The sequence below is a fragment of the Corynebacterium halotolerans YIM 70093 = DSM 44683 genome, from assembly GCF_000341345.1.
In the GTDB taxonomy this organism is placed as follows: Bacteria; Actinomycetota; Actinomycetes; order Mycobacteriales; family Mycobacteriaceae; genus Corynebacterium; species Corynebacterium halotolerans.
The window spans coordinates 2994483-3008694 of sequence record NC_020302.1 but is presented as its reverse complement, the minus strand read 5'-3'; the positions used below and the strand labels follow the sequence as shown (position 1 = coordinate 3008694).

At 68.2% G+C, this 14212-nt stretch carries 12 protein-coding genes; 9 read left to right on the top strand and 3 right to left on the bottom strand.

Annotated features, from left to right (window positions below; translation table 11 throughout):
• Positions 1-65: 65 nt before the first annotated feature.
• The 8 genes from A605_RS13710 to dnaB all read left to right on the top strand — a co-directional run bounded on the left by A605_RS13710 (position 66) and on the right by dnaB (position 8375).
• On the top strand, positions 66-1661 hold the full coding sequence (locus tag A605_RS13710; RefSeq protein ID WP_015402106.1) for a glycosyltransferase family 87 protein: 1596 nt from the start codon (positions 66-68) through the stop codon (positions 1659-1661).
• Position 1662: 1 nt separating this feature from the next.
• On the top strand, positions 1663-1848 hold the full coding sequence (locus tag A605_RS15540) for a hypothetical protein (RefSeq protein WP_015402105.1): 186 nt from the start codon (positions 1663-1665) through the stop codon (positions 1846-1848).
• Between the two features lie 129 nt (positions 1849-1977).
• A complete protein-coding gene (locus A605_RS14895; RefSeq protein WP_015402104.1) occupies positions 1978-2496 on the top strand; it encodes a dihydrolipoyllysine-residue succinyltransferase component of 2-oxoglutarate dehydrogenase complex in 519 nt (172 codons plus the stop codon).
• Between the two features lie 156 nt (positions 2497-2652).
• A complete protein-coding gene (rpsF, locus tag A605_RS13695) occupies positions 2653-2949 on the top strand; it encodes a 30S ribosomal protein S6 (protein ID WP_027004364.1) in 297 nt (98 codons plus the stop codon).
• 118 nt (positions 2950-3067) lie between these two features.
• Positions 3068-3748 (top strand): single-stranded DNA-binding protein, encoded by a 681-nt coding sequence (locus tag A605_RS13690; RefSeq protein WP_015402102.1) that lies wholly within the window; start codon positions 3068-3070, stop codon positions 3746-3748.
• A gap of 108 nt (positions 3749-3856) precedes the next feature.
• The gene (gene rplI / locus A605_RS13685; RefSeq protein ID WP_015402101.1) at positions 3857-4309 is read left to right on the top strand and encodes a 50S ribosomal protein L9; all 453 of its coding nucleotides are present in this window, start codon (positions 3857-3859) and stop codon (positions 4307-4309) included.
• Between the two features lie 539 nt (positions 4310-4848).
• Positions 4849-6744 (top strand): glycoside hydrolase family 15 protein, encoded by a 1896-nt coding sequence (locus tag A605_RS13680; RefSeq protein WP_015402100.1) that lies wholly within the window; start codon positions 4849-4851, stop codon positions 6742-6744.
• Between the two features lie 167 nt (positions 6745-6911).
• Entirely contained in the window at positions 6912-8375 is a 1464-nt protein-coding gene (dnaB, locus tag A605_RS13675; RefSeq protein ID WP_015402099.1) for a replicative DNA helicase, read from the top strand.
• A 47-nt stretch (positions 8376-8422) separates the two neighbouring features.
• Here dnaB and A605_RS13670 read toward each other — a convergent pair whose 3' ends face one another.
• Complete coding sequence (locus A605_RS13670) at positions 8423-9631, bottom strand: MFS transporter (protein WP_015402098.1); 1209 nt, start codon at positions 9629-9631, stop codon at positions 8423-8425.
• A 412-nt stretch (positions 9632-10043) separates the two neighbouring features.
• Here A605_RS13670 and A605_RS13665 point away from each other — a divergent pair, with 412 nt between their 5' ends.
• Entirely contained in the window at positions 10044-10223 is a 180-nt protein-coding gene (locus A605_RS13665; protein ID WP_034990794.1) for a hypothetical protein, read from the top strand.
• 51 nt (positions 10224-10274) lie between these two features.
• On the opposite strand, the gene A605_RS13660 is transcribed toward A605_RS13665, so the two are convergent.
• Complete coding sequence (locus A605_RS13660; RefSeq protein WP_034990793.1) at positions 10275-11624, bottom strand: MFS transporter; 1350 nt, start codon at positions 11622-11624, stop codon at positions 10275-10277.
• Between the two features lie 158 nt (positions 11625-11782).
• On the bottom strand, positions 11783-14074 hold the full coding sequence (locus tag A605_RS13655) for a heavy metal translocating P-type ATPase (RefSeq protein ID WP_015402096.1): 2292 nt from the start codon (positions 14072-14074) through the stop codon (positions 11783-11785).
• Positions 14075-14212 lie beyond the last annotated feature (138 nt).

The window sequence follows — 14212 nt, the reverse complement described above, 5'->3', positions numbered from 1 at the left end:
GGGAGGCCGTCAAGACGCATCCCGCAAGACAGCCCCCACCCGTCCCGAGGAGCCACGGCGAGCGTATGAAAGCCCCCATCCGCGAGAAGGACCCCCGGCCGTCGGACGGCCGCCGCCCCACCGGCACCGGTACCGATTCGGGCCCCTCCCACCCCGCGCGCCGGGTCTCCCCCGCGACGACGGAACCGCTCGCCCGCGGATTCATCGGTTTCCTCGGCGGGCCCGTGGGCCGGTTCGCGGAGGTGGGCCGCTCGCGCTGGTGGACTCCGTTGCGCACCCTGATCTTCACCGCCCTGGTCTTCCTGTCCTTCGGTTTCCTGTCGAAGGCCAACTGCATCCAGGGCGCCCGTGGTGAGGACGGCACACTCGGCATCGACTGGTCGGGCAACCGCCAGTACGTCTCCGCCTGCTACAACGACCTCGTGCCGCTGTTCGCCGGCCGCGGCCTCGACGTGGGCGGTTTCCCCTACGCCTGGTCCTGGCAGGAGGGCGACCTGACCCGCTACCTGGAGTACCCGGTGCTCACCGGCCTGTTCCAGGGCGCGATGGGCTGGCTCACCCGGCTGACGTGGCCGCTTGTCGACGCCCTGCCGGGCAACACGCTGCCCCAGGCCGGCTGGTACTTCGCGCTCACCGCCCTGGCCCTGTCCGCGCTGTGGGTGCTGACCATCCGGATCGTCGCCGAGTTGGCGGGCAACCGCATCTGGGACACCATCCTGGTGGCCGCCTCCCCGCTGGTGATCGTCCACGCGTTCACCAACTGGGACATCCCCTCCATCGCGGCCGTCGCCGCGGCCATGCTCGCGGTCAAGCGCGGACACCCGTTGTGGGCGGGCGTGCTCATCGGCGCGGGCACCGCGTTCAAGCTCTGGCCGCTCTACATCCTCGGCGCCTACCTGGTGCTCGCGGTGCGTGGCGGAAAGCTCCGACCCTTCCTCGGCATGCTCGGCACCGCCGTCGTCACCTGGCTGGCGGTCAACCTGCCGGTGATGCTCGCCTATCCCGCGGCGTGGAACGAATTCCTGCGGCTGAACAGCGAGCGCGGCTGGGAGTGGACGACCATCTGGGCCGTGATCTCACGTGAGACCGGCTGGTCCGGCTTCGACTCCGGCCCCGGAGACCCCGTCATCCTCAATGCCGTCACCTTCCTCCTCTTCGCCGCCGCCTGCCTGGCGATCGCCGCGTTCGGGCTGTGGGTGGAGCGCCGTCCCCGTGTCGCGGAACTGGTGTTCCTGATCGTCGCCTGCTTCCTGCTGCTCAACAAGGTGTGGTCGCCCCAGTACTCCCTGTGGCTCGTCGTCCCCGCAGTTCTGGCCCTGCCCCGCTGGCGACTGCTGCTGACCTGGATGGCCGTCGACATGCTGGTCTGGCCGATGGTCATGTGGCACATGCTCGGCGCGGAGAACAACGGCATCCCGGGACAGCTTCTCGACGTCGTGATCCTCACCCGCGACGGACTCATCGTCGCGATGATCGTGCTGGTGGTCCGCCAGATGATGGGCCGCTCCCCCGACAAGGTCCGCGCCGCCCACGACGGCCGCGACCCCCTGGCCGGCCCCTTCGGCGAGGAGGACGCCTTCACGCTGCGCCCGCGCCGGGACGCGGGCGGCGGTGAGCGGAGGGAGGGCTCCCCTGCCACCCCCGTGGGCGATGATGGGTGACATGACTGCCACTTTCGTAGCCATCGTCTGCGTCTTCCTCGGCTTCCTGTGCATCGCGGGGGCCTTCGTGGGATTCATGTACGGGAAATCCGCCGTGCTCGTGGGCGGGCTGCTGGCCACCGCCCTGGTCCTGGTGACGGTCATCCCGGTGATCCTGGCGGTGGTCCTGGGCACCACCGCTGGCTGAGCGGGAGGGGCGGATGAGGATTGCTGCCGGCAGGATCCGGAAACCTACTTTTGGCCGGAAAAATCCCTACCGTGGATGGTGACGCTGAGACACTGAGGCACCGTGCAAGACGGTGGACGGAGGGAAAAGATGAAGATCCGCGCAGTATTCCGACACGCCACCCTGGCCCTGGCGGGTGCCGCCGCGCTGACGCTGACCGCCTGCTCCGACAATGGTGGCAGCCAGGCCCCGCAGGCCCCCGACGATGCGGCGACGGTGACCTCCCCCGCGGTTGAGGGCGACACCAGCATCAACCCGGACGGTGACGGTGACCGCGACCGGGCCGATGTCTCCGCCCCGGTCGGGGAGCCGACGACCCAGACCCAGACGCAGGCCGAGAATCAGGGGCAGGCTGCGGAGCCGGCCCCGCAGCCCGGTTCCCGTCCCGCCGAGGGGCCGCCCTGCGAGGTCAGCGGGTACACCGAGAACGCCGAACGTGCGCTCACCGAAGAAAACGTGGGCAAGGACGAGGTCGTCCACGTCGTCGCCGAGGGCTGCTCCGACAACGGCGAGGTCGGCTGGGAGGATGAGGGCTACTGGGAGATCGGGCTCGACGGGACCGACGTCGACATCTACCCGAACGGGGTGGTCAACGAGGTTGACCGCTGATCCACCCGGATGCTCAACCCCTCAAAAGTTCCTACCGCACGGAAATTTCCCCTTTTCCCGCAGGTGGGGTACTTTTGAGGGGTTGCTTGACGCAACGACCCTCCTGCTGCATCCACAAGGGATGCGGCCGAACAAACTACTAGACCACAGGAGGTGATGAGGTCCGTGCGTCACTACGAAATCATGATCATCCTGGATCCTAGCCAGGATGAGCGCACTGCAGCCCCGTCCCTGGACAAGTTCCTCGAGATCGTCCGCAAGGACAACGGCAAGGTTGTGAAGGTTGACGTGTGGGGCAAGCGTCGTCTTGCCTACCCGATCAACAAGAAGGAAGAGGGCATCTACGCCGTCGTCGAGCTCGAGTGTGAGTCCGCGACCGTGCAGGAGCTCGACCGCGTGCTGAACCTGAACGACACCGTTATGCGCACCAAGGTGCTGCGCACCGACGCCTAAGAGCGGATACTGGAGGGCGAGCGAGAGCCCGTACCTTCAGGGTGCAGGCCCGTCGGTTCAGACAGGCTAATTCAGAAACGGCACACTCCACCGCAGATCAGGAAGGCTGGACACGCACATGGCAATCGGAGATACCCCCATCACGGTCGTCGGTAACGTCGTCAACGACCCCGAGCTCCGCTTCACCCCCTCGGGTGCGGCGGTGGCAAATTTCCGGGTCGCCTCCACCCCGCGCCGGTTCAACAAGCAGACGAACCAGTACGAGGATGGCGAGGCGCTGTTCCTGACCTGCAACGTGTGGCGCCAGGCCGCGGAGAACGTCGCTGAGACGCTCTCCAAGGGCATGCGTGTCATCGTCAACGGCAATCTCCGTCAGCGTTCCTACCAGAACAAGGACGGCGAGAACCGCACCGTCTACGAGATCGAGGTCGACGAGGTCGGCCCGTCCCTGCGCTTCGCCAGTGCCCAGGTCAACCGCAACCCGCGTGAGGGGGGCGGCAACTTCGGCGGCGGCGGAAACCAGGGTGGCGGTTTCGGCGGCGGTAACCCCGGCCAGCAGGGTGGATTCGGCGGCAACGCCGGCCAACAGGGTGGCTTCGGTGGCAACCAGGGTGGTTTCGGTGGTGGGAACACCGGCAACCAGGGTGGCTTCGGCGGCAACGCCGGCAACCAGGGCGGCTTCGGTGGTGGCAACACCAACCAGCAGCGGCCCTCCCAGGCCCCGGACAATGACCCGTGGAACTCCGCCCCGCCCGCCGGAGGTTTCGGCGGCGCGGCCGACGATGAGCCTCCGTTCTGATCGAGCAGACCCACCAACAACTTCTTTGTAAAACTTCCCCGCCCCTGACCGCCCGGCTCCGCGCCGGTGCCGGCTCCGGGGCGGGACACACAACGAAAGGCAGGGATCATGAAGCTGATCCTCACCGCAGCCGTTGACAAGCTCGGCGTCCCTGGTGACATCGTCGAGGTCAAGGACGGCTACGGACGTAACTACCTGCTTCCCCGCGGTCTGGCCATCGTGGCCACCCGCGGTGCGGAGAAGCAGATTGAGGGCATCCGGCGTGCCCAGGAGGCCCGCGCGATCCGCGACCTCGACCACGCCCGTGAGGTCCGTGAGCAGCTGGAGGAGCTGACCGGTGTCACCGTCGCCGTGCGCACCTCCGACAAGGGCAAGCTCTTCGGCTCCGTGAAGGCCGACGATATCGCCGCTGCGGTCAAGCAGGCCGGCGGCCCGAACCTGGACAAGCGCACCATCGAGGTGCCGAAGGGTCTCGTCAAGAAGACCGGCAAGTACCAGGTCAAGGTCCAGCTGCACCCCGACATCGCAGCAAAGATCAACTTCGAGGTCGTCGCCGCGTAATTCACGCGTCAGACGGCGGCTAGTTCAGCTAGCCCAACGACAACAGCAGGCCGGCGGCCCCGCCGGGAAGTCCAGGTTCATGTGAGCCGGGACTCCCGCCGGGGCCGTCGGTCTTTCTTCCCACAGGGGTGGCTCTCCCGTGGGCCCGGGACCTGTGGACAGTTGTGGATAACTTGTGGATAAACTTTGCACGGTTAACCTGAGGGCCACCAAATTCACCTGGAGTTTTGGGGTGGGTCATCGATTAGCGGCTTTTCGGAGGGCTGTCAAACCAGCTGGTGGCTCCGTTATTCACTGCTCGGGCGCGGTTATTCACAAGCTGAACAATGGTCCTGAACTGCGGTTATCCTTTTCCCTCGCCATTGTGTCCCCCGGTTGTCCACAAGTTGTCCACAGGGCGGGCTGCCTCTGCCGGTCCGTTGACGGTGGAAGACGGAAGTTATCCACAGGATCTGTGGACAATTCTGTGCCGGGGGTGTGTATTCTCAGCCTGTTTCCCCGCCCGACGGGGGTCCCCGGGAACGGGTAGAAAAGGAGGCATGGCTGACGCGACTCCGACGATCAAGACCCCGCCCCGTCGCTCCACTCCACTGGAGGACTACGCGCTGCTCTCGGATCTGCGCACCGGCCCACTGGTCTCCCGCACCGGCTCGATCGACTGGTTGTGCCTGCCCCGTTTCGACTCTCCGGCGGTGTTCGCGGCCCTGCTCGGGGACCCGGACAACGGCCGCTGGCGGTTGTCCGTCGTGGGCGGCGCGGTCGTCGAGCGCAGCTACCGGGGCGACACCTTCATCCTCGAGACCATCTGGCGCTCGGCCACCGGCACCGCGAAGGTCCTCGACTTTCTCCCGCCGTCGAACCGCCGCGCCGACATCATCCGGCGGGTGGAATGCCTTGAGGGCTTCGTGGAGGTCGAGCACGATCTGCGGGTGCGCTTCTCCTACGCGCGCGTCCTGCCCTGGTTCCGCCCCGTCACGGTGCCCGGTTCCGGGGACGAGACCGGGCTGCTGTGCACCGCCGGTCCCGAGGGGCTGCTGATCTCGGGGCCGCTGCTGCAGGACACCACCACCCCGACCCAGGACGACGAGCTGCCCGGCACCGATCTCCCCGCGGCCTCCGGCGGCATCGCCCCGCGGCTGACCGGCACCTTCCGCATCGACGCCGGAGAACACCGGGACTGGGAGATGACCTGGTTCCGCCCCTGGCGCAAGTGGCCCAGGCCCGACGACGTGGATGTGGCGCTGGCGGACACGGAGGAATTCTGGACCAACTGGCTCGCGCAGCTCGACCTGGACCCGCTGTACCGTCCCCAGGTCGCCCGCTCCCTGCTCGTCCTGCGTGCGCTGACCCACGTCGAGACCGGTGGCATCGCCGCGGCCCCCACGGCCTCCCTGCCGGAGGATTTCGGGGGCTCCCGCAACTGGGACTACCGCTACACGTGGCTGCGCGACGCGGCGCTGACCGTCGAGGTGCTCGTCAACCACGGGCTGGTCAAGGGTGCGCACGCCTGGCGGGACTGGCTCATCCGCGCCGTGGCCGGGGACCCGATGAACCTGCAGATCATGTACGGGCTCGGCGGCGAGCGCGAGCTGCCCGAGCAGGAACTTCCCCACCTGCGCGGCTACGAGAACTCCCAGCCGGTGCGCATCGGCAACGGCGCGGCCGCACAGTACCAGGCGGACGTCACCGGCGAGGTCATGCTCGCGCTGGCGGCGCTGCGCGACGCCGGCTACCACGACACCCCCTACTCCTGGGGCCTGCAGACGGCGCTGCTGGAGTACACGATCGAGAACTACGACCGCAAGGACCACGGCATCTGGGAGATGCGCGGCGACACCCACTACTTCACCCACGGGCGGGCCATGATGTGGGCGGCGTTCAACGAGGGCATCCGCGCGGTGGAGCTGCACGGCTACGAGGGGGACGTGGAGGTGTGGCGGGAGTACCGCGAGCGGCTGTACGACGAGATCCACGAGCGCGGCTGGAACGAGGAACTGCAGACCTTCACCCAGACCTACGGCGGCTATGAGGTGGACGCCTCCCTGCTGGCGCTGCCCCACACCAAGTTCATCACCCCGGACGATCCGCGGATGCTCGCGACGGTCGCGCGCATCGAAAAGGATCTGGTCGACGAGGGCGGGCTGGTCTACCGATACCGCACCGAAGCCGGCATCGACGGGCTCAAGGGCGACGAGTACCCCTTCCTCATCTGTGCGTTCTGGCTCGTGGAGCAGTACGCGGCCTCCGGGCGGATCGACGACGCCCGCCGCCACATGGACGAGCTGCTGAAGTACACCACGGATCTGAACCTCATGGCCGAGGAGTACGACCCGGACACTGGGCGGCTGGCGGGCAATTTCCCGCAGGCCTTCAGCCACCTCGGCCTCATCCGGGCCGCCGACGCGATTTCCCGTGCGGTACGACGGCGGGAGTGACCGACCGGTTCCCGACGGGGCGCGGGGCTGTGGGCAACCGCCTGCTTTGTTGCCGCAACATTCAGGTTATCCACCGTCTGCCCTGCGCTGGTACAGTGAGACAGCTGCAGAGAATTACACTGTCTGAGCAGGTGGACAGAGCTTCTGGGGTAGGAAGGAACGGGGTCATGACCGCGGGAATTGGTGGGGCCAGCTTCGACGACGACTACGTCCCGCCCGCCGAGCCGCCGGCCCCCGAGCCGCCGGAGAGCGGCGGCTCGCGGCGCTACCGGAACCGGGACAATGTACCGGCGCGCGCCAACTTCGGGGAATTCCGCCAACCCCCACATGACCGGGACGCCGAACAGGGCGTGCTGGGTGCGATGTTGCTCAGTCCCAACACGGTCTCGGAAATCATCGGCGACCTGAGCCCGGACGATTTCTACCATCCGGCGCACCAGCTGATCTACCAGGCGATGATCGACCTGTGGTCGAACAACAAGGACATCGACCCCGTCATCGTCGCCGCCCGGCTCGACCGCGACAACGATCTCGAGCGCGTCGGCGGTGCCCCGTACCTCCACACGCTGATCTCGTCCGTGCCGACGGCCGCGAACGCCCGCTACTACGCCGAGATCGTCGCCGAGAAGGCCGTGCTCCGGCGTCTGGTCGAGGCCGGCACGCGGGTGGTGCAGCTCGGTTACGAGGGCACCGAGGGGGCGGAGGTCGAGGCGGTCCTCGACCTCGCCCAGCAGGAGGTCTTCGCGGTCGCCCAGCGCACCGAGACCGAGGACTACGCCGTCCTGGCCGACATGATCCAGCCGACCATGGACGAGCTCGACGCGATCGCCACCACCGGTGGCCTCGCACAGGGCATCCCCACCGGATTCATCGACCTGGACAACCTCACCAACGGTCTGCACGGTGGGCAGATGATCATCGTCGCCGCCCGGCCGGGCGTTGGTAAGTCCACCATGGCGCTGGACTTCATGCGCTCGGCGTCCATCAAACACGGCAAGGCGTCGGCCATTTTCTCGCTCGAGATGAGCAAGTCCGAGATCGTGATGCGCCTGATGTCCGCGGAGACGGAGATCCGACTGTCGGACATGCGTGCCGGCCGGATGACCGATGAGCAGTGGGCCAAGCTCGCCACCCGTGTGGGGCAGATCTCCGAGGCCCCGTTGTTCATCGACGACTCCCCCAACCTGACCATGATGGAGATCCGTTCCAAGGCCCGCCGTCTCAAGCAGAAGCATGACCTGCAGCTGGTGGTGCTCGACTACCTGCAGCTGATGAGCTCGGGCCGCCAGGTCGAGTCCCGTCAGCAGGAGGTTTCGGAGTTCTCCCGTCAGCTCAAGCTGCTGGCCAAGGAGCTTGACGTTCCGGTCATCGCCATCTCGCAGCTCAACCGTGGCCCGGAGGCCCGTACCGACAAGCGTCCGCAGCTGGCCGATCTGCGTGAGTCCGGCTCCCTGGAGCAGGACGCCGACATGGTCATGCTGCTCTACCGCCCGGACTCCCAGGACAAGGACAATGAACGTGCCGGCGAGGCCGACATTATCCTGGCCAAGCACCGGGGTGGCCCCATCGACACCGTCTCCGTCGCCCACCAGCTGCACTACTCCCGCTTCGTGGATATGGCGCGCGGCTGACCACGCCGCAACCTCTTGCGCCCCGGCGTCGGCCCGCGCGGTCGCCGTCAGTCACCGTCCCGGATCCTGGTCGGGCGTCCGGTGGGCGCGGACTGGACCGGGGTCCGTACCGGGCGGGTGGACCGTGCGTTGGTGACGACGACCGGCACGGCCGACAGACCCGCCACCACGGCCCCGATGAGGAAGCAGGTGGGGTAACCGATGAGCGGCCCCAGGTAGGACAGTGCGAACGGGGCGAAGAAGCCGATATACGTCAGGGAGTAGAACACCGCGGTGGCCGCACCCAGCTCGGAGCGCGGGGCGATCGCCTGGACCTCCCGTAGCCCCGAGACCATCAGGACGCCGTAGCCGGCGCCGAGCAGCACGGCAGCCGGCACCACCAGCCACGCGGATTCCGTGACCGCGACGGCCACCGCGGCGAGCATGCCCACCACCGTCAGGCCCAGGCCCGGGACGGCGGGCGGGATCCGGGCGAAGCGGGTGGCCACGGGCTGGATGAACGCGCCGGTGCCCATGGTGACGGCCGCGATGAAACCGGTGTAGGCGATGAGGTGGGACACGGAATCCGCCACCAGGGCGGGCAGGGTCGCGAACGAGAGGCTGGCGGCACCGAAGACCCAGGGTGCCCATGCCGCCACCGTCCACAGGAAGCGGCCCGAGAACACGCTCCGGGAGAACCAGGCCCGTGGCGTCGACTGCGGTGCCACCGTCCGCGTCGTCCACACGAGTGGGCCGATCACCGCGAGCAGGGCCAGGTGCATGAGGTAGGGGAGCAGGTCGGGGTGGGGGAGAAGCTCCGCGATGAGTCCACTGATCAGCGGCCCCAGGCCGAAGCCGACGGACAGGGCGACGGTGGCCCGTCGGGCCCCGAGGTGGGCCGGGCCGGTGGACAACTCCTTGAGCCAGGCCGCCCCCGCGGCCATGACCAACCCGATGGCCGCCCCGGCGATGAAGCGGCCCGCTGACAGCACCGCCACGGATCCCGTGATCCCGGCGGAGAGCACGAGCGAGCCCACCGCGGACGCCACCAGGGCCGGACGCATGATCGCGCGTCGGCCGTGGAGGTCGGAGAGCGGACCACCGATCAGCAGCGCGGGAATCAGGCCCGCGACGTAGATGGCGAGCAGGAAGGTCACCTGGGACTGGGAGAGACCCGCCCCGAGGCGGTAGGCGGGTAACAGGGGAGCGAAGATATTCGCCCCGAACGCGATGATGAACATCCCGAGTCCCACGCGCAGCCAGTCATGTTTCACCATCCGGTTCCTCCTCGCCGGTGCCGCTCAGTCCATCAGTGGGCTCAGTCTACGCACCGGGCTCAGGTCCTATACCGCACTTCCGCACAATCGCGCGCCCTCCCCCGGGTCAACGCCGGGGTTTCCCCTCATCGGAACCACCCCCGAAATGGGGCGAAAAATTAAGTGACACAGTTCAATGGGGATCGGGCACTGGTGACCTGTATCACTGAAAAGCATGGCAAAACCGGAGGAAGGCGGACTTTTTAGGTCACCCTATTTAAGGGCTGCTTCACTTAGGCGTGGCTTACCAATGGTGTCTGAGCAGGGGGAATCCGGCTAAAGTCAGGGCCAACGAACGACCGGATCACCACCGAGCCCCACCCTCGGGCACGGATCAACGGATAAGCCCCCACACACCATTGAGGAGCCCGACATGACCTGCCGCGCCTTTGACCCTTCCACGGCCTCTCTGAACCACGCGATCACTGTCCGTCGCACTGATCACGCCACCATCCTGCTCAACGTGCCGCGCAACATCAACGACTTCACCGCGCCGAAGAAGAAGCCCGGAATCTTCGACCGGGTGGCGGAGATGTTCTCCTTCGCCCGCTGATGACACCGGCCGGAATCCCGTGGCTCACGGCCGAATCCTCGACGCCACCATTCAGGCGTCGAGGATTTTTCCGCGCTGCTCGGGCAGCGTGAACGCGGCGACCGCCGCGATGAAGAAGGCGGCGGAGAACAGGCCGAACAGGACCAGCGGCCCGCCGAACGCGAGGATCGGGGGAACGATCAGCGGGGCGATGATGGAGGCCAGGCGTCCGAAACCGGCGGCGGCCCCGGTCCCGGCGCCACGGATATTGGTGGGGTAGAGCTCCGGGCCGATGGCGTAGAGCGCGCCCCAGGCGCCCAGGTTGAAGAAGGACAGTAGGCAGCCGGCGATGATGATCAGCGTCTCGGTGTCCGCGGTGCCGTAGAAGGCGGCGGCCGCGGCCGAGCCGATGAGGAACACCGCCAGGGTCCTGCGCCGCCCCCACCGCTCGATGAGCCAGGCGGCCGTCGCGTAGCCCGGCAGCTGGGCGAGCGTGATGATCAGCGTGAAGGTGAAGGACTGGACCAGGGTGAAGCCCTGGCCGACCAGCAGCGACGGAATCCAGATGAACGCACCGTAGTAGGCGAGGTTCACACTGAACCAGATGATCCACAGGGCGGCGGTGCGCCCGCGCAGGGCCCTCGACCAGATGGAGGTCTCATCGGGGAGCCCTTCGCGGGCCACGGCCCCGGTGCGGGAGGCCTCCGCGGAATTCGCGGCGTCGATACGGGCCAGCTCATCGCGCGGCACCTGCGCCTCGAAGGAGGACACGACCTCCTCCGCCTCCCCGTGGCGGCCCTTCTTCTCCAGGAAGCGGACGGACTCCGGCAGGCCGCGACGCACATAGAGGGCGTAGACGGTGGGAATCATGCCCAGGGCCAGCGCCCAACGCCAGCCGTTCTCGGAGGCGGTGACCACGAAGGCGCCGATCACGGCCGCGGCGATCCAGCCGAGTGCCCAGAACGCCTCGAGCAGGACGACCATGCGGCCACGGATGCGCCGCGGCGCGAACTCGGAGACCAGGGTGGAGGCCACCGGCAGCTCCGCGCCCAGGCCGAGGCCGATGATGAACCGCAGCACGATGAGCACGCCGAGGCCGGTGGCCAGGGCGGAGGCGCCGGTGGCCAGACCGTAGACCAGCAGCGTGAGGGCGAAGACCTGCCGGCGGCCGAAGCGGTCGGCCAGCAGGCCGCCGAAGGTCGCGCCGATGGCCATGCCCACGAAGCCGATGGACGCCAGCCAGGAGGTCTCCGTCGAGGTCAGCCCCCAGTGCACGGCCAGGGCCGCCATGATGAAGGAGATCAGGCCGACGTCCATCGCGTCCAGGGCCCAGCCGATGCCGGAGCCCACCAGCAGCCGCCGGTGCCTTCCTGTGACCGGTAACCGGTCGAGACGTTCATTCCTGGTCAGTCGTTCGCTCATGCGCGGCAACCCTTTCACCACGGTGCCGGCCCGGTGTCGGCACCTCCTCGCCCACGAAAACGCCGCGCCCCCGGACCACCGCTCGTCACGGTGCCGGGGGCGGAACGGATGCGCTCACTGTATCGCCGGTGAATCGGCGCCACAATCACGCGGGGGCATCACGCGTGGGAGGGCCGGAAGCCACGCAGCCGCAGGGAGTTGGACACGACGAAGACCGAGGAGAAGGCCATGGCGACACCCGCGAGCATCGGGTTGAGCAGGCCGAGGGCCGCGACCGGGATGAGTGCGACGTTGTAGGCGAAGGCCCAGAACAGGTTTCCCCTGATCGTGCCGAGTGTGCGGCGGGACAGCCGGATGGCGTCGACGGTCGAACGCAGGTCGTTGTTCATCAGGGTGATGTCGGAGGCCTCGATGGCCACATCGGTGCCCGCGCCCATGGCCAGCCCCAGGTCCGACTGGGCGAGCGCGGCGGCGTCGTTGACCCCGTCGCCGACCATGGCCACGCGGCGGCCGTCGTTCTGGAGCTTTTCGACGACGCTGACCTTGTCGTCCGGCATGACCTCGGCGATGACGTGTGCCGCGTCGATGCCGACCTCGGTGGCCACCGCCTTCGCGGCGCCGGCGTTGTCACCCGTGAGCAGCATCGGGGTCAGGCCCAGTTCCTTCAGACCGGCAACCGCGGCGGCGGAGGTCGGCTTCACGGTGTCGCGGACGGCGATCACGCCGGCGTTGCGGCCGTCGATCTGGACGACCACCGGGGTGCCTCCCCGGGTCTGGGCGTCGTCGAAGGCGGACTGCAGGTCGACGGGCAGATCCCCGGCCGGGCGGCCGACGGTGACCTCCCGGCCGTCGACCGTGCCCGTCACGCCCCGGCCGGCGGTGTTGGCGAAGCCGGTCACGGCCGGCACCGGGACGGTGCGCTCGGCCTCGCGGACGATGGCCCGGGCGATGGGGTGCTCGGAGGCGGATTCGACGGCCGCGGCCTTGGCCAGGACGTCGTCACGCTCGAAGCCCTCGCCGGTGGTGACGCCCGCGACGGACATGACGCCGGAGGTGACGGTGCCGGTCTTGTCCATGACGATGGTGTCGACCTGCTTGGTGGACTCCAGGATCTCCGGGCCCTTGATCAGCAGGCCCAGCTGGGCGCCGCGGCCGGTGCCCACGAGCAGGGCGGTGGGGGTGGCCAGGCCGAGGGCGCAGGGGCAGGCGATGATCAGGACGGCGACGGCCGCGGTGAAGGCGGGGGCGGTGCCGCTGCCGGTGAACAGGTGGACCGCGAGCGTGGCGAGCGAGATGGCGATGACCGCCGGCACGAAGACCTGGGAGATGCGGTCCACCAGGCGCTCGACCGGTGCCTTCTTCGCCTGGGCGTCGGTGACCAGCTTGGCCATCTGCGCCAGGGTGGTGTCGGCGCCGGTGCGGGTAACCTCCACCAACAGGCGGCCGGAGGTGTTCAGCGTGGCACCGGTGACCGTGGAGCCCCGGGTCGCCTCCACGGGCACGGACTCGCCGGTGAGCATCGATTCGTCGATGGCCGAGGAGCCCTCGGTGACACGGCCGTCCGTGGCGATCTTCTCGCCCGGGCGGACGATGAAGACATCCCCGACCTTCAGCTGGTTGACCGGTACGCGGTGCTCCGCGCCGTCGCGGATCACGGCGGCGTCCTTGGCGCCCATGTCGAGCAGCGCGCGCAGCGCCTCGGAGGACCGGCCCTTGGCCTTCGTCTCGAACCAGCGGCCGAGCAGCAGGAACGTGATGACGACGGCCGTGGTCTCCAGGTAGATGTCGTTCATCGTGGAGTCCGTCGGCAGCAGGTGCATCTCCATCGTCATGCCCGGCGTGCCGGCGTTGCCGAGGAACAGCGCCCACAGCGACCACACGTAGGCCGCCGTCGTACCCAGGGTGATCAGCGTGTCCATGGTGAACGAGCCGTGGCGCAGGTTGGTCAACGTCGCCCTGTGGAAGGGCGCGCCGCCCCAGAAGAACACCGGGGTGGCCATCGTGAGTACCGCCCACTGCCAGTTGGTGAACTGCAGGGCGGGGATCATGCTCAGCAGGGTGATCGGCACCGTCAGGATCGCCGAGACGATCAGCCGCTTCTTCAGCTCGTCGGCCTCGCGCTCGCGGGCCGCCTTGATCTGGTCCTGCGGATCGCCCGCGCCGGGGGCGACGTCGCCGGCGTCCCCGGTGTCTGCCGGGGCGTCGTCGGCACCGGCCATGGCGAAGGCGTCGTAGCCGGCCCCGCGCACGACCTCGATGAGACGGTCGGGATCGGTCTTGCCGGGGTCGTACCTCACGGAGGCCGACTCGGTGGCGAAGTTGACGCTCGCGTCCACGCCGTCGAGCTTGTTGAGCTTGCGCTGCACCCGTGACGAGCAGGAGGTGCACGTCATGCCGGTCACACCGAGGTCGATCTGGAGCAGGTCGACCGGAGGCTGCGTCTGGGTCATGGTTGATCAGTCCTCACTCGGGGCACGGTCTTCGTCCGGGGCGGTTCCCCGCGTGCTCCCACCGGCTCCAGAATATACCCCTTAGGGGTATAGGGCAACGGTGCCGGGGACGGGCCCGCCTGCCGGTGCCCCTCCGCT